This window comes from Agrobacterium leguminum (assembly GCF_005144435.2).
GTDB classification, from domain to species: domain Bacteria; phylum Pseudomonadota; class Alphaproteobacteria; order Rhizobiales; family Rhizobiaceae; genus Agrobacterium; species Agrobacterium leguminum.
In genome coordinates this window covers 1,911,994-1,937,948 of the sequence record NZ_CP120212.1, presented here as the reverse complement: position 1 = coordinate 1,937,948, position 25,955 = coordinate 1,911,994, and the positions used below count along the sequence as shown (strand labels likewise).

At 62.3% G+C, this 25,955-nt stretch carries 18 protein-coding genes; 14 read left to right on the top strand and 4 right to left on the bottom strand.

The genetic code is table 11. The features are described from left to right. Positions 1-162: 162 nt before the first annotated feature. Entirely contained in the window at positions 163-1,278 is a 1,116-nt protein-coding gene (locus tag CFBP4996_RS23415) for an acyl-CoA dehydrogenase (protein WP_233283621.1), read from the top strand. A 317-nt stretch (positions 1,279-1,595) separates the two neighbouring features. On the opposite strand, the gene CFBP4996_RS23410 is transcribed toward CFBP4996_RS23415, so the two are convergent. Further along, positions 1,596-3,662: a TonB-dependent receptor gene (locus CFBP4996_RS23410; protein WP_080853613.1), complete on the bottom strand. Its 2,067-nt coding sequence runs from the start codon at positions 3,660-3,662 to the stop codon at positions 1,596-1,598. Between the two features lie 298 nt (positions 3,663-3,960). Here CFBP4996_RS23410 and CFBP4996_RS23405 point away from each other — a divergent pair, with 298 nt between their 5' ends. After that, positions 3,961-4,737 (top strand): IclR family transcriptional regulator, encoded by a 777-nt coding sequence (locus CFBP4996_RS23405; RefSeq protein ID WP_080854797.1) that lies wholly within the window; start codon positions 3,961-3,963, stop codon positions 4,735-4,737. A 2-nt stretch (positions 4,738-4,739) separates the two neighbouring features. Here CFBP4996_RS23405 and CFBP4996_RS23400 read toward each other — a convergent pair whose 3' ends face one another. Continuing rightward, a complete protein-coding gene (locus tag CFBP4996_RS23400; RefSeq protein WP_080853614.1) occupies positions 4,740-6,041 on the bottom strand; it encodes an NtaA/DmoA family FMN-dependent monooxygenase in 1,302 nt (433 codons plus the stop codon). Positions 6,042-6,255: 214 nt separating this feature from the next. On the opposite strand from CFBP4996_RS23400, the gene CFBP4996_RS23395 reads away from it, so the two are divergent. The 7 genes from CFBP4996_RS23395 (at position 6,256) to CFBP4996_RS23365 (ending at position 14,364) form a co-directional block, all read left to right on the top strand. Beyond that, a complete protein-coding gene (locus CFBP4996_RS23395; RefSeq protein WP_080853615.1) occupies positions 6,256-7,056 on the top strand; it encodes an ABC transporter ATP-binding protein in 801 nt (266 codons plus the stop codon). Next, positions 7,053-8,066 carry a FecCD family ABC transporter permease gene (locus CFBP4996_RS23390; RefSeq protein WP_080853616.1) on the top strand — a complete coding sequence of 338 codons (1,014 nt, stop codon included), beginning with the start codon at positions 7,053-7,055 and terminating at the stop codon, positions 8,064-8,066. The genes CFBP4996_RS23395 and CFBP4996_RS23390 overlap by 4 nt, the downstream gene beginning before the upstream one ends. 11 nt (positions 8,067-8,077) lie before the next feature. Then, complete coding sequence (locus CFBP4996_RS23385) at positions 8,078-9,142, top strand: FecCD family ABC transporter permease (RefSeq protein ID WP_080854798.1); 1,065 nt, start codon at positions 8,078-8,080, stop codon at positions 9,140-9,142. A gap of 23 nt (positions 9,143-9,165) precedes the next feature. Beyond that, positions 9,166-10,119 (top strand): ABC transporter substrate-binding protein, encoded by a 954-nt coding sequence (locus CFBP4996_RS23380; RefSeq protein WP_080853617.1) that lies wholly within the window; start codon positions 9,166-9,168, stop codon positions 10,117-10,119. Positions 10,120-10,353: 234 nt separating this feature from the next. Then, positions 10,354-11,193, top strand: coding sequence for a siderophore-interacting protein (locus tag CFBP4996_RS23375; RefSeq protein ID WP_080853618.1), 840 nt, complete (start codon positions 10,354-10,356; stop codon positions 11,191-11,193). Continuing rightward, positions 11,186-11,464, top strand: a complete 279-nt coding sequence (locus CFBP4996_RS23370; RefSeq protein ID WP_080853619.1) for a phosphopantetheine-binding protein — start codon at positions 11,186-11,188, stop codon at positions 11,462-11,464. Before CFBP4996_RS23375 ends, CFBP4996_RS23370 begins: the two co-directional genes overlap by 8 nt. A gap of 62 nt (positions 11,465-11,526) precedes the next feature. Next, complete coding sequence (locus tag CFBP4996_RS23365; protein ID WP_080853620.1) at positions 11,527-14,364, top strand: condensation domain-containing protein; 2,838 nt, start codon at positions 11,527-11,529, stop codon at positions 14,362-14,364. Positions 14,365-14,566: 202 nt separating this feature from the next. Here the strand turns inward: CFBP4996_RS23365 and CFBP4996_RS23360 are convergent, their stop codons facing one another. Both CFBP4996_RS23360 and CFBP4996_RS23355 read right to left on the bottom strand, forming a co-directional pair. Next, the gene (locus CFBP4996_RS23360; RefSeq protein WP_080853621.1) at positions 14,567-15,913 is read right to left on the bottom strand and encodes a condensation domain-containing protein; all 1,347 of its coding nucleotides are present in this window, start codon (positions 15,911-15,913) and stop codon (positions 14,567-14,569) included. A gap of 60 nt (positions 15,914-15,973) precedes the next feature. After that, positions 15,974-20,422 carry a non-ribosomal peptide synthetase gene (locus CFBP4996_RS23355; RefSeq protein ID WP_080853622.1) on the bottom strand — a complete coding sequence of 1,483 codons (4,449 nt, stop codon included), beginning with the start codon at positions 20,420-20,422 and terminating at the stop codon, positions 15,974-15,976. 81 nt (positions 20,423-20,503) lie between these two features. On the opposite strand from CFBP4996_RS23355, the gene CFBP4996_RS23350 reads away from it, so the two are divergent. The 5 genes from CFBP4996_RS23350 (at position 20,504) to CFBP4996_RS23330 (ending at position 25,834) form a co-directional block, all read left to right on the top strand. Further along, positions 20,504-21,679 carry an isochorismate synthase gene (locus tag CFBP4996_RS23350; RefSeq protein ID WP_080853623.1) on the top strand — a complete coding sequence of 392 codons (1,176 nt, stop codon included), beginning with the start codon at positions 20,504-20,506 and terminating at the stop codon, positions 21,677-21,679. Positions 21,680-21,697: 18 nt separating this feature from the next. Further along, entirely contained in the window at positions 21,698-23,323 is a 1,626-nt protein-coding gene (locus tag CFBP4996_RS23345) for a (2,3-dihydroxybenzoyl)adenylate synthase (RefSeq protein WP_080853624.1), read from the top strand. 95 nt (positions 23,324-23,418) lie between these two features. After that, on the top strand, positions 23,419-24,288 hold the full coding sequence (locus tag CFBP4996_RS23340) for an isochorismatase (protein WP_080853625.1): 870 nt from the start codon (positions 23,419-23,421) through the stop codon (positions 24,286-24,288). A 13-nt stretch (positions 24,289-24,301) separates the two neighbouring features. After that, positions 24,302-25,057 (top strand): 2,3-dihydro-2,3-dihydroxybenzoate dehydrogenase, encoded by a 756-nt coding sequence (gene dhbA / locus CFBP4996_RS23335; RefSeq protein ID WP_080853626.1) that lies wholly within the window; start codon positions 24,302-24,304, stop codon positions 25,055-25,057. Between the two features lie 63 nt (positions 25,058-25,120). Next, positions 25,121-25,834 (top strand): 4'-phosphopantetheinyl transferase family protein, encoded by a 714-nt coding sequence (locus tag CFBP4996_RS23330; RefSeq protein WP_080854799.1) that lies wholly within the window; start codon positions 25,121-25,123, stop codon positions 25,832-25,834. Positions 25,835-25,955 lie beyond the last annotated feature (121 nt).

Below are 25,955 nucleotides of genomic sequence, written 5' to 3'. Positions count from 1 at the left end.
TTACTATATGTAATGCAAAAATGAGTAAACATGGCTTGTGCCGACTGGTCCGAATACCAATAATCCGACCAGCAAATCCGGAGGCATCACGTGAGCGAACACGCAGCATTCAATTGGCAGGACCCTTTTCTGCTCGAAGACCAACTGAACGACGACGAGCGGATGATCCGCGACGCCGCCGCCGCCTTCGGCAAATCGGAACTCTTGCCGCGTGTCTCCGAGGCCTATCTTTCCGAGACCACCGAACCGGAACTGTTCCGCTTGATGGGCCGCACCGGCCTGCTCGGCGTCACCCTGCCGGAAGAATATGGCGCGGCCAATGCCAGCTATGTGGCTTACGGCCTCGTCGCCCGCGAGGTAGAGCGGATCGACAGCGGTTACCGCTCGATGATGAGCGTGCAGTCCTCGCTCGTCATCCATCCGATCTTCGCCTATGGCTCGGACGAGCAGAAGAAGAAATACCTGCCCGGCCTCGTTTCCGGCGAGCTGATCGGCTGTTTCGGCCTCACCGAGCCGGATGCCGGTTCCGATCCCGGCGGCATGAAGACCCGCGCTGAAAAAATCGCCGGCGGCTATCGCCTTCGCGGTTCGAAAATGTGGATTTCCAATGCGCCAATCGCCGATGTCTTCGTCGTCTGGGCGAAATCGGAAGCCCATGACAACCAGATCAGGGGCTTCGTGCTGGAAAAGGGCATGAAGGGCCTCTCCGCTCCCAAAATCGGCGGCAAGCTGTCGCTGCGCGCCTCCATCACCGGCGAGATCGTTCTGGACGGCGTGGAAGTGGGCGAAGACGCGCTGCTGCCCAATGTTTCCGGCCTGAAAGGCCCGTTCGGCTGCCTCAACCGCGCCCGTTACGGCATTTCCTGGGGGGTCATCGGGGCTGCGGAAGATTGCTGGTTCCGCGCCCGGCAATATGGTCTCGACCGCAAGCAGTTCGGCAAGCCGCTCGCCGGCATGCAGCTTTACCAGAAGAAGCTCGCCGACATGCAGACCGAAATCGCGCTCGGCCTTCAGGCATCGCTCCGCGTCGGCCAACTGATGGACGAGCATAAGATGGCGCCGGAAATGATCTCCATCATCAAGCGCAACAATTGCGGCAAGGCGCTGGATATCGCCCGCCAGGCCCGCGACATGCATGGCGGCAACGGCATCCAGATCGAATATCACGTCATGCGCCACGCCCAGAACCTCGAGACGGTCAACACCTATGAGGGCACGCACGACGTCCACGCGCTGATCCTCGGCCGGGCGCAGACGGGCATTCAGGCATTTTTCTGAGGCTTATGGACCGGAGCGGGGACGGCGTCGGTCATAGTAAACGGCGACATTTCTTCTCACCGTCATTCCGGCCTTGAGCCGGAATCCAGCCGACGCGCGTCCGCGTGGCGGGAAGACTCCTTTCAGCCCAAGGACTTGGGCTGGCTGGATTCCGGCTCAAGGCCGGAATGACGGAGGGAGAGTGCATAACGCCCCGGCAAATGTGAGCCGGCCCTCTGCGGCAAGCTCAAATCGTATCATCGGGAACAGTCCCCTGAAACAGAAAGGCCTTCGAAGATCGCTTCGAAGGCCTTTTGCTTTTCAAATCCGGCAATCGCTCAGAACGTGCCGCGAATACCGACGCCAAACATGCGCGGTTCGGTCATGCTCGCCTCGATGCCGCCAATGCCACGGTTTTCCTTCATCAGCGTCGGTGCGCGCTCATCGAAGACGTTCTTGACGTAAGCGTAGAATTCAAGCTCCTCCTGGAACTTGTAGCTCGCCCGCACATCCGCAATCGTATAGGGATCGATTGCATAAACGGCCTTGTTATCCGTGTCGGAATAATAGCCGTCGAGATGGCGCACCTGCCCCGAAACGGTGAATTTATCCGTCACGTCCCAGCTAGCGCCGACGGTGAAGCTGTAGCCCGGCGACTTGGCGAATTCCTTGCCGACATAGGCGGCATTGCTGGAAATCTCGTCGATTTTCGTCTTCAGCAGACCGGCGCTGGCCTTCAGCGTCAGATTGTCGAGGACCTGATAATCCACGCCGATTTCCAGACCGTAGGCATGGGCCTCCTCGGCATTGACGGTGTAGGATTCGCTGATGCCCGTGGAGACAACCACCGGCACGTTAAACTGGGCGTTCTTCATGTCCATGTAGAACAGGTTGCCGTTTACCGTCAGCGTATCGTCCAGCAGGCTGGCGCGGGTGAACAGCTCGTAGTTCCAGATGGTTTCCTTGTCGAAGGTGCGCCATTTGCTGGTCGTCAGGTCGAATGCGACGCCGCCGGGATTGTAACCGCGGCTGATCAGGCCGCCGACTGTCCAGTCGTCATTGATGGCGTAAGCAAGCGAGGCCTTTGGCAGAATTTCCGAGAAGGTTTCGTCATAATTGACCGAGCTTCTGGAGGTCGCGCTCAATGTGCGATAACCGTTGCGCTGAATCTGGTCCTGCTGGTAGCGCAGGCCGCCGGTCAGGGTCCATTGATCGGTCAGGCGATAGCTCAACTCACTGAAGAGGCCGAGATTGTCCTTGGTATCGTTGAAGCGCGAGGTTCCACGCAGATAAAGCACCTCGTCGGCTTTCGTATGTGCGTAATAAATACCCGCGACACCGCTCAGCACGTCTTCCTGATCACCGAAGGTCACACGTGTTTCATGGGACGTGTTCTTCAGGTCGATATCGGCATCACCCGTATTCGCAATGCCGACCCGGCGCTTGGCAATGGACGAGGAGAACTGCGTCTGGTTGAACAGTTTCACGCCGTTTTCGAAATCGTAATTGATGTCGAGAATGCCGGTATTGGTGTACTGGCTGAAATTCGGCATCGTCGTGGTGACGTGGTTGAGATCCTCGAAGGGGCGCGACGCCGCTTCCTGGCTCGGCCGGTTGGAGGCGTTGTAGGAATAGGTGAGCTTCGTCGAGAGGCCGGGAATTTCCGACGGTTCCCACAGAAGCTTGAAGCGACCGTTGAATTCCTTGAAGTTCTGGTCCGTTCCCTCATGGGCGAAGGCGGAATTGATGTAGTCGATGAAGGTGTCGCGGCCGGAATAATCGATCGCCATGCGCGCCGCCAGCTCATCCTCGATCAGCGGACCGGAAAAGGCGAAGGAACCGCGCTTCTGGTGATAATTGCCGATTTCCGCCTGATAGCTGGCTTCGGGCGTAAAGGTCGGGTCCTTGGTGTTGACGAGGATCGCGCCGGCAATGGCGTTGGCGCCCTGCGAGGTGGTCTGCGGGCCGCGGAACACCTCGATGCTTTCGACATCCCAGATGGAGCTCGCGCCATAGATGAACTCGTTATAACCGAGATAATGGCCGTCGACATTGATCGTCGCGCGCGGCACCGTGCCGGTGAAGAAGGCGATGGAGCCGGTATTCGGTCCCTGCGTATCCTGTCCGCGAATGATCGGGGCGCTGACATTGTCGGTGTAAACGACGTTCGGAATATCCTTGATCGCTTCCGATACGGTCGGGTCACCGGTCTTTTCCTTCTTGATTTTATCCCCGGATATGACCGAAACGGACGACGCCGTGTTCTTCATGTCGCGCGCCACTTTTTCACCGGTCACGACGATCGGCTTCAGGACGGTGGTGCCCGCCGTCGTCGCCTGCTGATCCTGACCGAGAACCGGCGTCACAAACAATGTCGCCAGCGTCAGAGCGCTGACCCCGCTCATCAAACGACCGTTAGAGCTAAACCCCATCACACACCCCTAATAAACATGAGTATTAAAGTCATATTCAAGTAACGGAAGCGTTATCCGTTTCGCAATAGAGAATGCGTTCTGTATTGCGGACAAAAAGGCTTCCGTAACGGGATGTGCCATATTTACAACAAAGTTTACCGACCGCCGCTTGCTCACCCGCAGCGTTTCGAAAGGGAACAGCATGGTTCCGTCCGCAGAAATCGATTCCGATTTCCGGCCCGATGCGTTAGGCATGCTCAACAAAACGGGGGGCACGCGCTTGAACGCCATGGATGACGATTCGGACAATCTGCCGGAAAACGAGGGCGAAAAGCGCTCTGCCCTCATTCAGTCGGTGTCGATCGCGGCGCGTTTCCTCAATCTTCTCGCCAGATCGGACAGGGCGCTGGCACTTGGCGAACTGGCCAAACGCGCCGGCACCGGCCGCTCCACCGCGCATCGCTACATGCAAAGCCTCGTGCGGGAGGGGCTGGTGATACAGGACCCCGCAAGCGGCAGTTACGATCTCGGACCCGCGGCGCTCGGAATAGGCATCAGCGCGCTCAGGCGAATCAATCCGGTCGAAACCGCCGGCCGCCAGATGAATGCGCTTGCCTCCGAGATCGGCGCCAGCTGCGGCGTGGCGATCTGGACCGAGCGCGGCCCGACCGTGGTGCGATGGGCGAGAAGCGCCAGCTTTTCCATCAGCACCGTGGCGCTCGGCGATGTTCTGCCGCTGGACAACAGCGCCTGCGGGCTGGTTTTTCAGGCCTACCTGCCGCCGGACAGGATAACCGCCGTGCGCAGGCTGCAACCGGCTGCCTTTCGCGGCTCCCGTCCCGATGCCGGCATTCTGGAAACCATCCGCGAAGCGGGTGGCGCGGAACTCAATGAACATCTGTTCTCCGCCCTAACGGGCAAGGCGGCGCCGGTTTTCGACGCCCAGGGCGAACTCTGTTGTGTCGTCACCACCGTATCCTTCGTGGCCACCGCCGAGACCGAACGGCATTTTTCCCGACTGATCGAAGCAGCCGGACAGGCGACGGCCGAATCCGGCGGCGCGTAAGCCTATTCGGCCAGATGCTCCGCAAAGGTGCGGCCGGAATAGGCCGTGCGGAAAAGCCCGGCATCGGCGAGCTTCGGCAACAGCCGCTCCAGCACCAGCCGCATGGACGCCACCGAACCGCCGGGCACCGCGACGAAACCGTCGATCGCACCGGCAACCGCCCATTCACGGATGGCCTCAAGGGCATCTTCAACGGTGCCGATGATCTGCCAATGGCCCGACCCCATTACTTCCGGACGCCGCAATAATTCCGCAACACTCAGCGTCTCCCGCTCGATCAGCCGGCGTAGCAGGCCGGCATGGGTGCGGCTTCTCGGTGTCTCCGGCGGCGGCGGCAGGTCTGAGGCGGTAACGATCCGCGTGAGCGGCCAGTCCGTGAGATCAAGACCCGTCATATCGCGGATGGCGGCAAAGGCGCGGGCGCGGTTGGCGCGGGCATGGGTCTCCGCGAAGAGTTCCAGCGCCTCCCTGCCGGTCTCCGCGAGGTAGAGGCTGAGGCCCGGCATCAGCTTCACGCCGTCGGGGTCTCGGCCATGCCCCTCGGCACGCCGCCGCAAATCCGCCCTGAGTTCGATTGCCGCCTGCATGTCCGGCGTCGAGGCAAAGACAGCATCGGCCACCGACGAAGCGAAATCACGCCCCTCTGGAGAGGCCCCCGCCTGCACCAGCGGAATGCGGCTGGCATGGGACGGCAGGTTGAGCGGGCCTTTAACGCTGAAGTGCCTGCCCTCATGCGCCACCGGATGCACCAGCGAAGAATCGGCGAACCGCCCGCTTTCCCGGTCGAGTTTGAGAGCTTCGTTCGGAAAACTCGCCCAGAGTTGCTGCACTACCTGCGTGAATTCGGCGGCGCGCTCGTAGCGTTCCTGCGGCGAAGGCATCTCTTTCAGACCGAAATTTTCGTGCCCCTCAAGCGCCGTGACGATATTCCACCCCGCCCTGCCATTGCTCAGCCAGTTCAGCGACTGGATCTGGCGGGCCACCACATAGGGCGGCAGAAATGTGGTCGAAACGGTGGATAACAGCCCGACATGGCTGGTTTCCCGTGCAATGGCCGCAAGAAGCATGGTCGGGTCCATGCTGGCAAATCCGCCGCCGGTCTCCAGCCCCTCGGTGCGCAGAAAAAGCGTATCCGGCCGAAACACGAAATCCACATGCGCGGCCTCCGCGCGCTGCGCCAGATCGACGAAATAATCGCTGGAAAACACCCCGCTTATATCGCTGTCCGCGCGCCGCCATGCCTCGCCGCTGAGCCAGGTTGGGGCCAACGACATGCCGACATGAAGCTTGGCTGCGACTGACATGATGCACCTCGACTGAAATAACCGGCAAGAAATCCGCACGTTGAATCGGCAAATTTCGATTTGTGGAGAGTTTTACTATAGTTTAGTGTCGCTTCAAGACCACACCGTCGCGCCTGCCGGAAAGAAATGCTTTTTCCACGGGTTCGATGTTTAAATTCAAATACTTATAACGACCGTACGGCGTCTCGACGCATGGGCGCATGAATAACAGGAGTTGTATCCGGTGCTTGACGCCACGGACCTTCACGCCAGCTATGGACATGTTCCCGTCTTGTGGGGGCTTTCCGCCCGCTTCCAGAACGGCCGCGTCACCGCGCTGGTCGGCCCCAATGGCTGCGGCAAGTCGACGCTGTTGAAGACCATCATGGGTTTCGTGCCTTTGTCATCGGGGGCAATAAGGCTCGGTGAGCGTTCGATCGGCGAGATCGGACGCCGCGAACTGGCGCGGCGCATCGCCTATCTGCCGCAGGAGTGCCATTGCCCTGACTATATGACGCTCGGTGAGCTGATCGAGCTTGCCGGTTACGCCCGTTACGGCCTTGCGGGCGGCCCGACCGAACGCGACCGCGCGCTTTTTGCCGAGGCGCTGAAGACCGTCGGGCTGGAAGACAAGGCGAAAGCGCAGGTCAACACGCTTTCCGGCGGCCAGCGCCAGCGCGCCTTCATCGCCATGGTGCTGGCGCAGGATACAGACGTGATCCTGATGGACGAGCCGGTCAATCATCTCGACATGAAATATCAATATGCCGTTCTCGGCCTCGTGCGCGAACTGACGGACAGGCATGGCAAGACCGTCATCGTCGTGCTGCACGATCTCAACCTTGCCTCCACCTTCGCCGATGATGTCATTATGCTGAAAGCCGGGCGGGTTCTGGCATCCGGGCCAGTTGCCAAAACGGTCACACCCGAAAATGTCGCCGAGGTCTTCGATCTCGAAGCCGATATCTTCTCCCGGCAGGGGCGGCTCATCTGCGTGCCCCGGCTGGAGCGGCAGGAACAGGCCATTCCGGCATGACCCCGAAAATAACGCTGATTTTCGTCGCCGCGCTGCTGCTGGCCGCCATCCTCGCCATCAATCTGCTGGTAATGTCCGGCGACATGCCGCCTGCCGAAATACTGGCGACGCTCTGGCGCGGCGAGGCCGACAGCTATGAGCAGTCGGTGCTTCTCTATCAGCAAATCCCACGCGCGCTGATTGCCATCTATGTGGGGGCGACGACGGCCGTCAGCGGTTGTGTGCTGCAGGGGCTTGCGCGCAATCCCCTCGCCTCGCCCTCCACCCTGGGACTGAATGCCGGCGCGACGCTTTTTGTGATTGCCGGCGCGCTGGTGTTCGATTTCTCTCCGGAAATACAGGGCCTTGCCGCGCTCGCAGGCGCCGGCTTCGGTTTTGCCGCCTGCTTCATCGTCGCGCGCCTCGCCGGGCGGGCGAACGATCCGCGCGGCCTGTCGCTCATCCTTTCCGGCGCGCTGGTTTCCATGCTGCTGATCGGCGTGACCAACGCCCTGCTTCTCTCCAACCCCACACGCCGCGCCGAGTTCCTCAGCTGGGTGGGCGGCAATATCAATCACGTCTATGCCGAGCGCCTGTTCGATTTCTGGTGGATCGGCGCAATTGCACTCGTCATGTTGTGGGCGGTCGCCCGGCCGCTGACGCTGGTTCTGCTGGGCGCGGAAAAGGCCGCCTCCGCCGGTGTGAATGTCACACGCATTTCCCGGGTCGCGCTCTTCGCCACCATGCTGGCCTCGGGTTCGGCGGTGGCGATCTGCGGCCCCATCGGCTTCGTCGGCCTCATCGTGCCGCATATGATCCGGCCGCTGGTCGGCGTGAACTTCACGCTTGCCCTGCCGGCCTCCGCGCTTGTCGGCGCGGGCCTCTGCGTGCTGGCCGATCTTGGCGCGCAAACCCTGTTTGCGCCCTATGTGGTCAATACCGGGCTGTTCATGGACCTGCTCGGCGGCCTCGTCTTCATCGTCATCGTCAAGCGCTTCTATCTGTCGCCTTCGGCGAGGGGGCTGTCATGAAGGGGGCTTTCATGAAACGGCATTTCGCCACCGACGGCAAAGCGGTGCTGCGGCTGCCGAGTGGCCTGCAGATCGGCATCGGCAATCTGAAGGCCGGCCTTGCGCTGATGGTGCTGGCGCTGGCGCTCGCTGCCCTGTCCGTCAGCCTCGGCAATACCGAAACGGGCCTCGCCGATCTCCTGCGCGGATTGGTGGGCGGGCACCTCGGCGACGATCAGGCCTATGCGCTGTGGACGGTGCGGCTGCCGCGTATCCTGCTCGGTTTCATGGCTGGCTGGAGCGTGGCGCTGGCAGGCGCCATGCTGCAATCCGTCGCCCGCAATCCGCTCGCCGATCCCGGCCTGTTCGGTCTGAGCCAGGGGTCGATGACCACCATCATGCTGCTTCTGGTGCTGGTGCCGGCCGCACCCAAGACGCTGGTGGCGCTTGCGGCCGTCGGCGGCGGTCTGGCCGTCGCCTTCCTTCTCATCGCCCTCGTCGGACGGGAACGCTCGAGCGGCCTTGCTATATTGCTGATGGGCATCGCAATTGAATCGGCGCTTTCCTCCGTCTCCTCCGTCCTTTTGCTCTACACGCCGGCCGAAACCTCGCTGTCGCTGGCCGACTGGATGGCGGGTTCGCTGTTTCAGGCAAGCTGGTCGACCATCCTCGTTTTCTCGCCCCTCTTTGGCGCAAGCCTCGTGGGTATTTTTCTCATCGGCCGGGCGCTCGCGGTCTTCGATCTCGGCAATGAAATGGCCATGGCGCTCGGTGAAACCGTCAGGCATTCGCGCCCGCTCGTCATTGTTTTTGCGGTCATCCTCAGCGCCTCCTCGGTTACCGCCGTCGGCCCGCTGACCTTTCTCGGCGTTATCGCCCCGCATCTGGCCACCTTCGTTTCGCCCGCCGTCGGCCGCGCCAGGCTTTTCCTGTCGGGGCTTACCGGCGGCATTCTGGTCGTCACCGCCGATACGCTGTCGCGCGGGCTGGTGGCCGATACGCCGATGCCGATCGGCCTTGCGCTGACGCTGATCGGCGTGCCGCTTTTCATCCTCACGCTGCGCCTTCAGGCGTTGCGCAGAACCAATAGCCACTGAAGACATCGAATAAAGGGAATGCCATGCGAATTGCCATCCTCATCGCCGCACTTCTGGCCGCCGGAACCAGCCTCGCCGCCGAGCGCAGCGTGACCGATGCCGCCGGCCGCACCGTCTCCGTTCCGGCAAAGCCGCAGCGCATCGTCGTCATGCACGAGCCGCTGCTCGGCGTGCCGCTGATGGATCTCGACGCCAATGTGGTCGGCGCCTATGGCCGCAACAGCGACGGCAAATTCGCCACCGCCGTCGATTTCGTCGACACCGTTCTCGGTGAGGGCCGCACGAAACCGAAGGGTTTCGGCGCGGTCGGCCAGATCGACCTTGAAAAACTGCGGGCGCTGCAACCGGACCTGATCGTCGCCACGGAAATGGATGGCGGCAAGGCCGAACAGCTCTCCACCGTCGCCCCCGTCTATCTGCAAAAGGTCAGCACCGGCCATGCCTACGGTTTCAGCGTCGAAGAAAACCTTGCCGCCCTGGTCGGGCGAAGCGATGTCTTTGCCGAGCGCCGGAAGACCTATGACACGAAGCTCGCCGCCGTCAAAAAGACGCTGGGCGACGATATCAAGGGCAAGACCTATCTCGCGATCCTGCTGACCGACCAGATCAATGCGGTGGGCGACATGTCCGGCGCGGTGCAGGCATTGGAGGATCTGGGTTATACCCGCCTGAAGATCGACAACGCCGCCTCTTCGGGCGGAATGGGCTCGACCCTGATGATGCCGCTGAGCGCCGATGCCTTCGGCAAGCTCAATCCCGATCTGCTGGTGGTGATGAACAGCTATACCAGCCCCGCCCGCGGCGAGGCCGGAACGCGCGCCGCCCTTGAAAAGATCATTCCCGGCTGGGAGCGTTTCGTAAAACCGGCGCGCGAGAAAAGGATCGTTTTCCTCGATTCCACCAGGGTCACGACGCCTTCCATTCCGAGCGCCCTGCACACATTGAATGAGGTGGAAAGCTGGGCAGGCCGCCGCTGAACGGCGTTATCCAAAGCCAATCCCGGCACGATTTATGTGCCGGGTATAAACTTGAGTTTTTGGAGAAAGTTATATTGCCGGGGCCGAAACCGCCTGTTATGGTTCGCGCATCTTGACGCAACGACGCCGGAATATCGCGCCGGATGAGATTCCCAACGCGCGATCGTCCGGCACGCCGACCCGGGACAGCGAGACCGCCGAACCCGCCGGCGATATCCCAGGAAAGACAACAGCATGAGCATGCCAGAAACCATGGATTCCCCCATTCCGGACCGCACTCCCAAACGCCATCGCCACGCCGTCGCGCTGCGCGCGCTCAATGTCGCGCGTGTCGAAAAGCTCAGCCGGTCCATGGTCCGCATCGTCCTGACCGGGCCGGAACTGGAGGGCTTTGCGAGCCTCGGTTTCGACGACCACGTCAAGATGTTCTTTGCCCAGCCCGGCGAAACCGAACCGAGCCTGCCGGTGATCGGCCCGAACGGCATTGAATTCCCGGAAGGCGCGCCGCGCCCGCTGGCGCGTGACTACACGCCGCGCAGCTTCGACGCCGAAAAGGGCGAACTCGCCATCGATTTCGCCACCCATCACGATGGCCCCGCCAGCAACTGGGCGAAAGCCGCCAAAGCGGGTGACAAAGCGTGGATCGCCGGTCCGCGCGGCTCCTTCACCGTTCCCTTCACCTACGACTGGCACCTGCTGATTGCCGACGATACCGGCCTTCCCGCGCTGGCGCGGCGTCTGGAGGAAATGCCTGAGGGCACCCGCGTCGTGGCGCTGATCGAGGTCGAGACGGATGCCGACCGGCTGGAGCTCACGACGAAGGCGGATGCGTCTATCGTCTGGGTGACGCAGAAGACGGAGAATGGAACCGACCACGACGCGCTGGCGGACGCTCTGCGCAAGCTCGACCTGCCGAAGGGCGATTTCTTCAGTTGGGTCGCCTGCGAATCGAAGGCCGCAAAGGAGGTTCGCGCCCTTCTGGTCGAAGAATTCGGCGCCAACCCCAAATGGACTCGCGCTTCCGGTTACTGGCGGCGCGGCGCCAGCGGCGTTCACGATCATTTCGATGAATGAACCGGCAATCGCGGCGGACGCCATGCCGGAGGCGGAAACGATGATGACGGAACTCAAGGCCCTTATCGCCAGGGTTCTCGACGATGAAGTGCGCGCCATCGAACCGGGGGACAACCTGTTCGGTCGCGGGCTTCATTCGCTTGCCCTCATGCGGCTGATGCCGCCGCTTTCACAGCTTGCCGGGACACGGCTCGATTATGACGATCTGGCCCGGCAGCCCACGCTTGCCGCCTGGCAGGCGCTCATCGAACGGTCGCGCGCGGGACATTGATCCCACGACACAGCACTTTTCGCGCCGGAGCGCGATTCCCGAATATTTCCAAGGAGAGGACCATGGCAGCAGACAATACGCGTATGCTCGCACGTCGCATCGAAGAAACTTTCGACAGGGGGGATGCAGCCCCGCCGAGCCAATACGAAGAACGGGTCTGGTTCGAGCAGTTTCAGGATCCCGATCAGGTCTTCCGGGCCCTTCTCGCCTATCGCATCGGTGAAGAGTGCGATCTGCTGCGTCTGACCTCGGCGCTGAAGACGGTTTGCGAGGTCTGGCCCGAACTTCGTGCACGCTTTGCCTTCGGCGAGGACGGCACGCTTGCCAAGAGCATCGAGGCCCCGTCCGCATCGATCGTGCAGCTGCTACATGTTCCATCGGCGGGCGAGACCCTGACCTTGCTGCACGACCTGCAGGCACGGCCCTTCGATGCCGAGACCGACCCGCCGTTTCAGGCCGTCGTGCTCTTAAGCGAAGGAGAAATCCTGCTGGCATTTCTGGTCCACGGCCTGCTTGGCGAAGTCCTCTCGCCGCAAATCCTGCTGGAAGGCATTACGGCGGCCTATGCCGGAGAGACACCGAAACCGCTTTCGCCGCGCGTGGTCGAAAGTAACAGTGTCGACCCGCTTCCGCTCGGCTGGCTGCAACGTCCGGCCTCCGGCTCGACCGTCGTGGCGCTGCGGCAAAACGGGATCGACAGGCCGGCGAGCCACAGCCACGGCGTCGATCTTCCCGCCACCCTGCTCGGCCTCAACAGCTCCACGGCGACGAATGCGCTTCTGGCCCGCGCCGGATCGCGTTTTGCCCTTTTCCTGGCAAAAAACGGCGGTCCCGAGACCGTAACCCTGCGCTTGGAGCCCTGCGTCGGCGCTTCGATGCCGATGTCAGTCGAGGCTGCGGCACGGGTAGCGATCTCCCGCGACCAAACGCCCGAACAGGCTGAAAAAGCCGTGCTGTCCGGTCTGGAGCAGCGAAACGACAATGAGGGCGGAACCGCCACCTTCACGCTGCAGGCGCTTGCAACACCCGTTCAGGCCATATCGGAGCATGGGCTCCAGTTTGAGCACCTGCCCCTGCCCTCCCTGCAATCCGGTCTCGGCCTGACGCTTGCCGCCGGTCCGACAGCCGCCGGAGACATCCGCCTCGAATTAACGGGCGGCAGGGAGACATCGCCGCATGCGACGGCCTTCCTGCTGGAGCGTTTCGTCAGCCATCTCGAAGGCGGCGCGGATTTTTCCGGCATCGCCCCTCAAAACGCCGCGACAGCACCGCAGCAGGCGGCCCTTTCGCCCGCTGCTTCCGGTGAGAACGACGACGACACCGTCGCAACGATCCTTGCGGAATTCCGTGAAGCGCTCGTCTCGCCCGACATGGGGCCGGATGACGATTTCTTCGATTTCGGCGGCCATTCGCTGATTGCGACGCGTATCATCGGACGCCTTCTCAGCAATCACGGCATTGAGCTGCGCTTCAACGACCTGTTCAGCTACCCGACCGCCGCCTCGCTCGCAAAACAGGCGACCCGGCTCGAAACCGCAGCACCCGCGCAGGCCGAGGCGACGGCGAGCGGCTCGCTCACCGCACCGCTTTCGCTGGCGCAGATGTCGCTCTGGAAGGCCTATGCCGCCTTCGGTTTCGGCGAAATCTTCAACATTCCCTTCGCGCTCGATTTCCTCGATCCCGTGGATGAGAATGCCTTCGAATGCGCCTTCCTCGATATCATCGAGCGCCATCCCGGCCTGCGGACCCATTTTTACGTCGAAGACGATACGGTTCTGCAGAAGATCGTGCCGATGCACGACCTGCCCGGTTACAAATGGTTCTGGACCAGCGAAGAAAGCGAAGGTGTGGACCGGCACGCGGAGGCCGGCTGGCGGTTCGATCTTGCGCATGAACTGCCGATGCGGCTGCGCTTCCTTAAGGATGCGCAGACCGGCCGCCAGGTGCTTTCCTTCCTCTTCCATCACATCGTACTCGACGAATGGTCGGTGAACCTGATGATGGACGAGCTGACCGAAGCCTACCGGGCAAGGGCGGCGGGCAAGGCTCCGGTCTTTGCCACCAAGCCGGCGCCCTTCCATGAATTTGCGAGAAAACAGGTCGCGTCAGGCGTCAATGCCGGTCACCTTGCCTATTGGACCGATATGCTGCGGGATGCGCCGAAAGGCCTTACCCTCAACGGACAGGACGGCACGCCGCACGAGGCATCGCAGGACGAAGCACCGGCAGGCGGCTGGATCGAGTTCAAGCTGGAAAAACATGTCAGCGACGGGCTTTACGCCATTGCCAAGCAGAACAGCGCATCGCTGTTCAACGTGGTCTATGCCGCCATCGCCGCATCGCTGCGCCATCTCGGCCGGCTGAGCGATCTCGTGGTCGGCACCTCGGCTTCGGGCCGCACCGATAGCGGTTATTTCGATACGATCGGTTATTTCACCACGGTCGTCGCCCATCGCGTGCGTTTCGGCGAGACCATGACCGTCGGCGACCTGATTTCCTCGGTGAAGAACACCATCAACGGCTCGCTGGAACATAGCGAAATCCCGATCGATCTCGTCGAGGAAGCGCTGGGCATGACGCCCGGCCGCGACCATCTGTTCGAGGTCTTCATCCAGATCCACGCCAAGAACAAGCTGAACGGCACCCTTGCCGGGCCGGAGGGCAAGCCGGTGGAGTTCCGCCAGATCGACCCCGACAAGCATGAATCCATGCTGGGGCTGCAATTCGAGGTGATGGAAGAGACGATCGGCGGCGAGCGCTCCATTCGCGTGCTGATGAGCTACCGTTCGGACCGCTACGGCCCGCAGGACGTCGAACGGCTGCGCAACACCACCAGCGGCGTCTTCAGCCGCTTTGCCGAAGCCGGCGCTTCGAGCCGCGTGCTGACGACACTCGCCTGAGCTGGAATTGGGCAAGGAAAACCCGGCTTCGCCTTAGCGGAGCCGGGTTCAATTTGTTGGCAAAATCCTGAAAGCCCACCTCCGTCATGTTCGGGCCTGTCCCGAGCATCTGCAGCGCCTCGACTTATTGGACGTGATTAGATCCTCGGCACAAGGCCGAGGATGACGTGGAGTATAGGGGAAGCGGTTATCGGCCTTCCCCTCAAACCGCCAGACGGAACGCCGTGGACGCCTCCGCCGCCGCAAGCGTCAGCGCCTCCTCGCGCAGCATGGCATCGAGGAACAATGGCAGCTCCTCGCGGTAACGGGCGAAATCCTCCGCCTGCGTCAGTGCTGAGTCCGCATCGATATGCAGGTTCAGCTCGCTGCCGTCATCTTCGCCACGGAAGGTCAAGTTGAACCCGTCGCCGGGACCGTTGGCGAGGATGTGCCTGATAACGGTGAGCCCGGCAAAGACCGGCGCGCTGAAGGGCAGGACATTGATGAGCGGCGAGAAGAAGAAGCGCCGGCCCTTCGGGATTTCGCGGTCGGCGGCGATCTGCTCGATGCGGTAGCGGCCATGCAGGCGCTGCTTTCGCAGATTGGCGGCGTTGCGCGTCAGAAATGCGCCGAGGCTCTCGCCCGGCTCGATGGTGAGATGGAAGGGCAAAATATTGACGAGCATGGCCGGCATATGCGCGCCGACGCTGCCCCAGCGGCTCATGAAAGGCAGCCACAAGGTCAGCGCATCGCGATCCGGCCGCGGCAGGACACGGTGGAGATAAAGGCCGGAAAGCAGCACCAGAAGGTCCGGCCAGCCGATCTCCATTGCGCCCGCCACCTGTTGCAACCGCGTGCTGAAACCCTGCGGCAAGGCCGCGTCCGTATGCAGGCCGCCGCCGCCATAATCCTCGCAATCCTTGTCCAGCACCGGCAGATCGGCGGGTGCGGCAAGATAGGCCTCCCAGAAATCGCGGTCCTTCTCAAAACGCCGGCTTTGTTTGTAGGCATCCTCTTCGGCAAGAAAATCGCCGAAGGGATGGAAATCCGGACCCGCTTCGCCCTTGCCGCAATAGTGCCCGTAAAGCTGGCCGCAGCGCTGCTCAACCAGCGTCAGGCCATAACCATCCACGACGATATGATGGGCGCGGATGTACCAGAGGTAACGATCGTCGGCGATACGGTAGAGCAGCTGCGCAGAAAGCCTGTCGGTTCTGAGATCGAGCCTTGCTTCCACATCCGCGTTCATGCGCCGCAGCGCCTCTTCCAGAGGAGCGGCATCGCCACGGAGATCGACAAGCTCCACCACCGGGGCATGGCTCGGGTCGCAGCGTTGCTGCGGCGTCTCGCCGTCGTCGCCGATACGGAAACGGATCGACAGGACTTCGGATTCGCGCACGGTCCGTTTGATCGCCTCGATGAGCGCGCTTTCATTCACCGCGCCGGAAAGATCGATATAATGGGCGACGGTGGAAACCGGCTCGTCGGGATGGAAGGAAAACTCCTCCCAGAAATCGAGTTGCGGCTGCGTCAGTGGAAGCCAGCCGCCGGCAGGATCGATATGCGCCATCTGTTTTTCCTTGCACAATTTCCGTTATCGGGCGCGAAGTGCCGCCCGAAATGATTGGGTTCACGCCGCCCGGGCGGCCAGGAGCGAAGTCACCTGTCTGGCGTTGCGGCACCGCAAAAGCTGCTGCGGTGTGAGCTCCACGCCGAAGGCGGTGCGGATTTCAGCCGAGACGGTTTTCAGATGCGAAGGCAGAAGACCGAGCGCCAGCAGGTCGCTGTTCGCATCCACATTCGCCGGTTTTTTACCCAGCACGCCGAGATAGATATCCAGCACCCGGCGGTCGCCCTGATCGACGGCGGGAGCCGCAGGGGCGGAGATTTTTGCCGGTTCCGTAGCACCGGTCAGCAATTCGCGGGCGCGACGGCGATCCGGCTTGCCATTGGCCGAGAGCGGCAGATCGTCGACCTTGAGAAACCGGCCGGGCACATGCGATTCCGGCAGATGCTGGCGGGCAAAATTGCGTAGATCGGCGGTCGAGAGTTCAAGGCCCGACGCAACGACGTACAGCACGCCGATGGCCGCCTCGCCCTTTTGTTCGATGCCGTAGTCCACCACCAGAACGCGCTGGATGGAAGGATGGCGGATAAGCTCGTTTTCCACATCCGGCAGCGAAACGCGCACGCCGCGCACCTTGACGTAACCATTGACACGGCTGGCAAACATGATCTTGCCATCCGGCCGGTAACGGCCCCGGTCTCCGGTGCGGAAGGCGCGCACCGGCTTTCCTTCCGGATCGGCAACTGTCACGAAATCCGTCTGGGTAATCGCGCCATCTTCGAGATAACCGATGGCCACATTCACGCCGGCCGTATGGATGCGGCCAACGACACCGGCCGGGCAATGGCCGCCCTGATCGTTGAGGACGAAATAACGATTGGCGGGCAGCGGGTGGCCATAGGGCACGGCCGCCACATCTTCGGCAACGATCTCGTGCCAGATGCTCCAGATCGTGGTTTCCGTCGGCCCGCCGAGCGATATCAGCCGCAGGCCGGGCTTCAATCTGCGAAGCTCTTCGACGATCATCGGCTTGATGTAATCGCCGCCCTGCGCGACGAGCCGCAGCGAAGCAAGCTGGTCGCCACGGCGGCAGGAGAGAAGCATTTCGAGGATGGCCGGCACCGAGCACCAGAGCGTGACGCCATGTTCGGCCACCAGCTCGTTCCAGCGCACCGCATCCTTTTCCTCGCCCGGTTCCGGCAACACCAGGGTCGCTCCCGCGACGAGCGCGCCGAAAACATCGAAGACGGACATGTCGTGATGCAGCGGCGTGACGGAGATGAACACGTCGCTATCCGTCACCGCCCATTCCGCAAGCGTGCTGCCAACGACATTGGCCGTGGCGCGGTTGGAAAGCACGACGCATTTCGGTTTGCCCGTCGTGCCGGAGGTATAGAGATAATAGGCAGGCTCTTCGCTTTGGGAAAGCGCCGCCACCTCCGCCATGGTAACGGGTGCGCCAGCCGGTGCGGGCGCGGACAGAAGCTCTGCCGGATCGACAGCGTCGAAACCCTGCGGAACGCTGCGGGCGACGATGACGGCCGGGCGGCAGTTGGTCAGCAGGTAGCGCAGGCGATCTTCCGGCGATCCGGCATCGACCGGCACCCAGACCGCACCCATCAGCGCTGCGGCGAGCGTGATGGCCGTATGTTCCGGGCTGCGTGGCAGGCACACGGCCACGACATCGCCGCGGCCGATGCCGCGCGCCTTAAGGCCCGCCATCGCTCCTGCCACCATCTGACCGAGTTCGCCATAGGCGATGCGCCGCTTGCCGCTGACGAGCGCCGTGCGCGATGGGTCGCCCTCGAAAAGATGGCCGGCGATCCGCTCCAGAAATGGCGGGCAGACGAAGTTTCCTTCGTCGCCGTTCAGCCGGTAATGGGACAGGTCGACAATATCGCGTGTGTTGAAGGAGAAAGCGCCGCTATTGGCGATCCCGGCAATCGCGCGTTCGATGGCGGCGAGAATATCCGCCACCGTCGCCGCATCGATCGCCTGCTCGGCATAATCGATATCGAGCACGAGATCGCCCTGCGGATTCTGCGAAAAGCGGAAATCCAGCGCCACCTGCGGCGTCTGGGTAAGCCCGCCGGTCCATTGCATCGTCGATTCGGATGAAAGCGTCGGCCAGGTCAGACCGTTGGTGATCACCACCGGCAAGGCCAGCCCGCCCGGATTGGCATTGAGAAGCACACGATTGAGATCGATACCCGAAAAGGCGAGATGGTTCAGCCCTTCCAGCACATCCGTCTGGAGGCCTGCCGCCCGCTCCGCAAAGCTATTCTTGGCCGCATCCCATTGGACGGCGATGAAGCTGGAGCGGTTGGCGAAGGCGCCTTCCACCTGCGGCGCGACGGGAATGCCGACGACGAGCGCGCCTTCGTTAAGCCAGAGCGAGAGCACATCGAGGATAACGGCCGTCAGCGCCGAATTCTTGAACAGCCGCTCTTTCGCACCGATGCGCGAAAAGGCGGTGAAACGCTGTTTTTCGACAGTCAGGCTCTGGCGACTGTAACGCGAGGTGGGAATGGTTTCGAGCGGTGCTTTCCACGGCAGTTGCGAGGGCACCTCGGCATCTTTCAACTTTTCAGCCCAATAGGCGGCATCCCCGGCACGGGCCGCCGAGATATCCTCCTTCGGCGTTTCGACCGTTGCGGCGGCTTCCGGCGGCACGACGCCATCGAAGAGTTCCGCCGCGAGGCTGGCAATGGCCCGCCCATCAAGGATAAGCGCGTCGAAACGCAGGAAGACCACGACCTTATGCCCCGTCGGCCCTGCATCCGGCGTAAGAAACACCGTGACCTGCCATGGCGAGGCTGCGAGATCGAAATGTGCATGGGAAAAATCCCGTCGCACTGTGTCGATCCTTGCCTCGGCTTGCGGAAGAGACAGGGCCGAAAGATCGACGAGATCGAGATTGATCTTCGGCTCATCGGAGACCATCTGCACCAGCCGTCGCTCATCGATGCGGGTGCGCAGGCTTTCATGTCTCGCGACCATCGCGGCAAGCCGCGACCGCAGCAGTTCCGGGTCGATATCGCCGCGATATTCGCGGAACTCCTGCATGGCCACGCCGCTCAGCGGCAGATGGGTGCCGCGCCCGAGCAGATAGGCCTGTTGCAGGGGTGAGAGAGGACGTTCCATGGGTTTTCCTTTTGCCTCGGCTGCCGTTTCCGGCCGCTGCGCGACCAATCGCTCCACGCTTTCGCAAGCGAGATCGGGGCTTTCGGCAAGCCGGCGAAGAAGAGCGACGTAGGTTTCGAACAAGGCGCGCAGCCAGCGTTCCGGCAGCGCATCGAGCCGCACATCCCAGTTGATCAGCAGACCGCCATCCACCGCCGCCACCTGCGCATCCAGCGCCACCCCCGGCCCCTGCGAGACGGTGTGGACCATCGGACCGAACACTCGCCCCACCCGTTCCGAAAACAGCTCCCCACCCGGAAGATCGACTCCTGCGGTGAAAACCACCGGTGAGGTCTGCAATCCACCGCGCTGGCGGGAGAGATCGCGCATGACGCTGACGCCCGGATAGGACTGGTGTGCGAGAAGCCCGTTCATCTCATCGAATAGCCTGCCGAGCAGCGCTTCAAGCGTTTCTTCAGGCCTGATATCGACGCCGAGCACGAGCACGTTGGAAAACTCGCCGACGATCTCATCGACCCCTTGCACCAGCGGCGCGCGCCAGAAACCCGGCACGGAAAGCCGGAATTTTTCCACACCTGCCGCCTGCGACAGCGCCAGTGCGAAAACACCGAGCAGAAGGGTCGATGTCGTCACGGAAAAACGCCGCGCTGTCTGCTCCAGGCTGCTGCGCTCGGCCGCTGAAAGCAGCGTGGCGAGCCGGTCCGTGTGAACGGCGCGCGAAGGGTCATCGGACAGAAACGGCAGCGGCGGAGCGTCCGGAACATCGGCAAGCCGTTGCCGCCACCACAGGCGGTCCCTTTCGCGCAAGCCCCTCAAGTCCGGATCGGACATGAGACGTTCCGCCCAGTCGAAAAACGACGGAGTTACCGGTTCGAAAGTCTGGGTTTCGGCTGCGCCTGACGCCGTCTCGTAAAAGCGGGCAAGGTCTTCCATCACGATCCGCACGCTGGCCGGATCGACGGCCAGCATGTCTGTGTCCACATGCAGACGGCAACGTCCCTCCGGCAACAGGCTGAGCGAGATCGCCGCCGGTGCGGCAATGCGTAGATCGGCCCGGCGATGGCTCCATTCCTCACGCTTCGCCTCAAGACGGCGTGCAAGCGCCTCCGAATCAAGCGCGGCCATGTCCTCCACATCGAGGCGGAGCGGCCGGCCGGCAGGATCGACGGACTGATCGCCTTCAGCATCGATCCTGAGGCTCAGCATGGGGTGACGCCGGCAGAGCCTTTCCACGGCAACGGCGAGTTTTTCCGCATCCACCGCCTGCCCGTCGAATTCGAGGTAGAGATGCGGCGTAACTTTCCCGAGTATTCCATCCGCCTCGCGGCCGACCCAATAGGCCACCTGCATGGGGGTTAAATTTAGCATGTGAATTTGAACCGGTTGACAAAACATGATTAGCATACTCAAGTATAAGCCATCGTCAACCACTCGCACAGGAGGCATCCCATGAAAACGGGAGCACTCAGGACGAATGACGTCGAATCCGACGAAATTACTGAATTTAATAGAGAATTTCTGTTTACTTCCGGCAGCGGGCAATTGCGCGCCAAGGGCATTCGCGAAAAGATAGCGATTCCCGCCCGGGGCGGCGAAGACATTGCCAGCCCGCTGCAGCAGGCACTGGCCGGCGCCTTCGAGCGTGCGCAGCGGGAGGGACAGGAGAACCCCATCGCCATCGGCGCGATCCCCTTCGATGTCAGCGAACCTTCATGCCTGTATATTCCATACAACTATGAATGGAATTCCAAGGATGAGGAACCGATCGTCGCCGATTCGGCCATGCCCGCACTTGTCGGCCAGAACAGCCTGCCGGACGAGAGCGGTTTCAAGCACGCCGTCGAACATGCCATCGTCAATTTCCGCCATTCCGAAGTCCGCAAGGCGGTGCTTTCCGTCATGCGTGAACTGACTTTCGCCTCCGAGGTCAATGTCGAAAGATTGCTGGCGAGCCTCGCCAAACAGAACCGCGAAGGTTACCAGTTCCGCATTCCGCTGCCCGATGGCGGCGACCTGATCGGCGTCAGCCCGGAACTTCTGATTCGCAAGCAGGGCGAGAAAATCATCTCGAACCCACTGGCGGGATCGGCAAAACGCATGGTCGATCCGGCGGCGGACAAGGCCAATGCGGATCGGCTCTCGGCCTCGGAAAAGGATCATTACGAGCATAGCCTCGTCATCGAGGATATCCGCTCGCTGCTTTCGCCGGTCTGCGCGGAACTCGATGTTCCCGAAAAACCCTCCCTCATCAACACGGCGGCACTCTGGCATCTTTCGACCCGCATCGAAGGCCGTCTCGCCGATCCGGAAACCAATGCCCTGCAGCTTGCCTGCCTGCTGCACCCGACGCCAGCCGTCTGCGGCTTCCCGACCGAGCGCGCCCATCGCCTCATCCGCTTCGTCGAACCTTTCGAGCGCGGCCTCTTCACCGGCATGGTCGGCTGGACGGATTCGCAAGGGAATGGCGAATGGGTGGTGACGATCCGTTGCGGCACCGTGCAGCGGGAAACCGTGCGGCTCTTCGCCGGCGCGGGCATCGTGGAGGCCTCGGAGCCCGAATCCGAATGGGCCGAGGTGCAGACCAAGCTCAAGACCATGCTGAACGCCTGCGGTCTTGCGGCCTAATTTTTCCAGGGACAAACCATGACAATCGAATTCCAACGCTGGCCCGAGGATTTCGTTCGCCGATACCGCGAACGCGGCTACTGGATCGACCGGCCGCTGAGCGGCATTCTCGCCGAACAGGTGGAGCGCCGGCCGGATGCGACTGCGCTGATCTGCGGCGACCGTCGTTTCAGCTATGCCGATCTCGACCGGCAATCCTCCAATCTGGCCGGACATCTCTCCGCCGCAGGCATCGGCCGGGGTGATACGGCGCTGGTGCAGTTGCCGAACATAGCCGAGTTCTATCTCGTCTTTTTCGCGCTCATCAAAATCGGCGCCGCCCCCGTCAATGCGCTTTTCAGCCATCGCCGGCTGGAAATGACCTCCTATGCGGAGCAGATCGCGCCGAAGCTGGTGATCGCCTCGCGCAGCCACGAGCTTTTCGCCGATGACACATTTGTGGGGGCGCTGAAGGCGGCCTCTCCAAAGTTTGCCGTGACCCTGCTGCTCGGCGAAACCGATCCGCAGCGCAGCCTGGAGCAGAAGCTGGCCGCCCCGGCCGAAAATCCACCGGCTTACGCCCCTTCCGCCGCCGATGAGGTGGCGCTGTTCCAGCTTTCCGGCGGCAGCACCGGAACGCCGAAACTGATCCCCCGGACGCATAACGACTACGACTACAGCGCCCGGGCCAGCGCGGAGATTTGCGAACTTTCGCCGCAGACCCGCTTCCTATGCGCCATTCCGGTGGCGCATAACTACCCGATGAGTTCGCCCGGCGCGCTCGGTGTGTTCCACGCCGGCGGTGCGGTGGTCATGGCCGCCAATCCGGAGCCGCTTGCCTGCTTCGATCTGATCGAAAAACACGGCGTCGACATTGTGCCGCTGGTGCCGCCGGCGGTGGCGCTGTGGCTGCAGGCGGCTCCCGCCCATCGCGAACGGCTGAAATCCCTCAAGCTCCTGCAAGTCGGGGGCGCAAGCTTCGCCGAAGCGCTTGCCCGCCAGGTGCCGGAGGTGCTGGGCTGCGACCTGCAGCAGGTGTTCGGCATGGCGGAAGGTCTGGTGAACTACACCCGCTTCGGTGACCCCGACCATATTGTCTTCACCACGCAAGGCAGGCCGATCAGCCCGGATGACGAAATCCGCATCGTCGATGAGGACGGCAATGACGTGCCCGAGGGCGAAGCCGGCATGCTGGCGACCCGTGGCCCCTACACGTTCCGGGGCTACTACCGCGCGCCCGAACACAGCGCCCGGGTCTTCGACAAGGACGGCTTCTATTATTCCGGCGACGTTGTGCAGCGCACGCCCGAAGGTTATCTGCGGGTCGTTGGCCGGGTGAAGGACCAGATCAATCGTGGCGGCGAAAAGGTCGCTTCGGAAGAGGTGGAAAACCTGATCCTTCGGCATCCAGATGTGACGCACGCGGCGCTGGTGGCGATGCAGGACGAGCTTCTCGGCGAAAAAAGCTGCGTCTTCGTCGTATCCCGCAATCCCGCGCTCAAGGCGCCGGCCATCCGCCAGCATCTCGCCGGTCTCGGCGTCGCGGATTACAAGCTGCCGGACCGTGTGCGCTTTATCGAGGCCATGCCGCTCACCGCCGTCGGCAAGATCGACAAGAAGCGCCTTCGCGACCTGCTGACAGCCCCCGTCGCCATCAGCGCCTGACAAGCAGCGCCAACCGAAAGGGACGCTCGAAAGGGCGTCCCCATTCCAAAGATTACGCGCCGCCCGAGCCGGCGCAGCAAAAAACCGAGGTCATCATGACGATCCCCACCATTTCCGACTATCCGATGCCGGTCGCCGCAAGCTTTCCGGCCAACAAGACAAAATGGCAGCCCGATGCGAAACGCGCCGTACTGCTCATTCACGACATGCAGCGTTATTTCCTGCGGTTCTACGAGGCCGACGGCAAGCTGATGACCACCCTCATCGACAATCTCGCCAAGGTGAAGGCATGGGCCGTTCAGAACGGCGTGCCGGTCATCTATACCGCCCAGCCGCATAACCAGCCGCCGGGCGACCGCGCGCTCCTGAACGACATGTGGGGACCGGGTCTCACCGTCGTCGATCCGGAATTGCAGAAGGTGGTCGACAAGCTCGCGCCGACGCCCGACGACGTGGTGTTGACCAAATGGCGTTACAGCGCCTTCCAGCGTTCCGACCTAGCTGAGCGCATGAAAGGCTGGGGCCGCGACCAGATCATCGTCGGTGGCGTTTACGCTCATATCGGCTGCATGATGACGGCGGTGGAAGCCTTCATGAAGGATATTCAGCCCTTCATGATCGGTGACGGCGTCGCCGATTTTTCCGAGGCCGAACACCGCATGGCGCTGCAATATGTGGCGACGCGCTGCGGCGTGGTGATCGACACCGCAAGCCTTGTCGGTGCAGGCGAGGCCACCGGCACCCGCGAATGGCTGAAAGCCCGCGTCCTGCAGATGGTGGAGGATGAAAGCGATATCGACCCCGATGAAAACCTGATCTTCTACGGGCTGGATTCGCTGCAGGTGATGAAGCTTGCCGGCGAACTGAAGGAGCGCGGTGTCACCGTCGGCTTCGATGAGCTTGCCCGTGTGCCGACACTCTCCGCCTGGTGGGCGCTGATCGACGAAAAGCGGCTCGCAGCCTGAGCGGACGGACAAGATGACGCAACAGAGATTTACCGGACGGCGCGTGCTGGTAACGGGCACGGCCCAGGGCATCGGCCGCCGCATCGCCGAACGTTTCATCGAGGAAGGGGCCGAGGTCATCGGCCTCGACCTTCTGGCCGACATGGCGGAGGCCCCCTTCCGCCAGATCGCGCTCGACATCACCGATGCGGCGGCGGTGGAGACGACCTGCAAGGCGATCGAGAGCGAATGGGGTGGGCTCGATATTCTGGTCAATGCCGCCGGCATATTGCGGCTCGGCGACAGCGAAAGCCTGACGCCGGCGGACTGGAAAGCCTGCATGGATGTCAACGCTGCCGGGCCGTTCTATATGCTGCGGCAATGGAGCAGCACCTTCAAGCGGCAGAGGCGAGGCGCCATCGTCAATGTCGGCTCCAATGCAGCCGTCGTGCCGCGCATCGGCATGATGGCCTATTGCGCTTCCAAGGCGGCGCTGGTCAGCCTCAGCCATTGCGCCGCCCTCGAGCTTGCGCCTTATGGCGTGCGCTGCAATGTCGTTTCACCTGGCTCCACCGATACGCCGATGCTTGCCGGCATGTTGAGCGATCCTTCCGGCAAGGACCGGCTGGTCGCCGGCCTGCCCGAGCAGTTCAAGCTCGGCATTCCGCTCGGCAAGATCGCGAGGCCGGACGATATCGCCGATACGGTGCTGTTCCTCGCTTCCGATCAGGCCGGCCATGTGACGATGCAGCAGATCGTCGTCGATGGCGGCGCAACGCTTGCGGCCTGAACGGGAGCGGGAGGGCGAAAAGCGTGAGCGCATGATCTAGGCCGCTGGATGAAGGTGACGGAAATGGCCATTGCAACGGCGTTTCATCGCGAAGCCGTCTCCGGCGATCCACCGGAGGCCATCTGGCCTTGGCCGGACGACAGCTGCGATTGCCATTGCCTCACCCTTCGTTACAGCGCCGATGAGGGTTGCGGCGGCGAGGTCCCTCCCTTGCCGCCGCAGCTTTTACACGCCCTGCCCAGACGCAAGGCGGAATTCATCGCCGGGCGCAGATGCGCGGCAGAAGCCATCCGCCGCCTCACCGGCCGCACCACCTTTCCAGGCATGGGTGAGGACCGCGCACCCCTCTGGCCCGAAGATGTGATCGGCGCGATTTCCCACAGCCATGAGCGGGCGATTGCCATTGCCGGCTCTTCGGAGCGGTTCCGCGGTATCGGCATCGATATTGAAAGGCTTCTGAATGAAGAGGAGGCCTGTGATATCGCCACGCAGGCCCTGACGGCGAATGAACGCCACAGCCTCGGCAACGCCATAGACCCCTTCATGACCGGTCTGATTTTTTCGGCCAAGGAAAGCCTGTTCAAGGCGCTTTATCCGACAGTGAAACGGTTTTTCTTTTTCGAGGCGGCGGAATTATCCGGCTTCGACGACAACGGCTCGGCCTCGCTGCGGCTGACCGCCGACATAGGCGGCGAATGGCGCAGGGGAACGGAGATTCCCTTCCGTTTCTGCCGCCTCGACGGCTTTCTCGTCACCCGCATCCTGATCCGGCGCTGACGAAAAAAGCGGCCCCGGCGCAGGGAAAATGACCGTCGATACCGCCCTTTCCGTCATCCGCATGAAATATTGGGACGGTAGGCACCTTGCTGGAATGATTCCAAACAAGCAACGGTGGAGA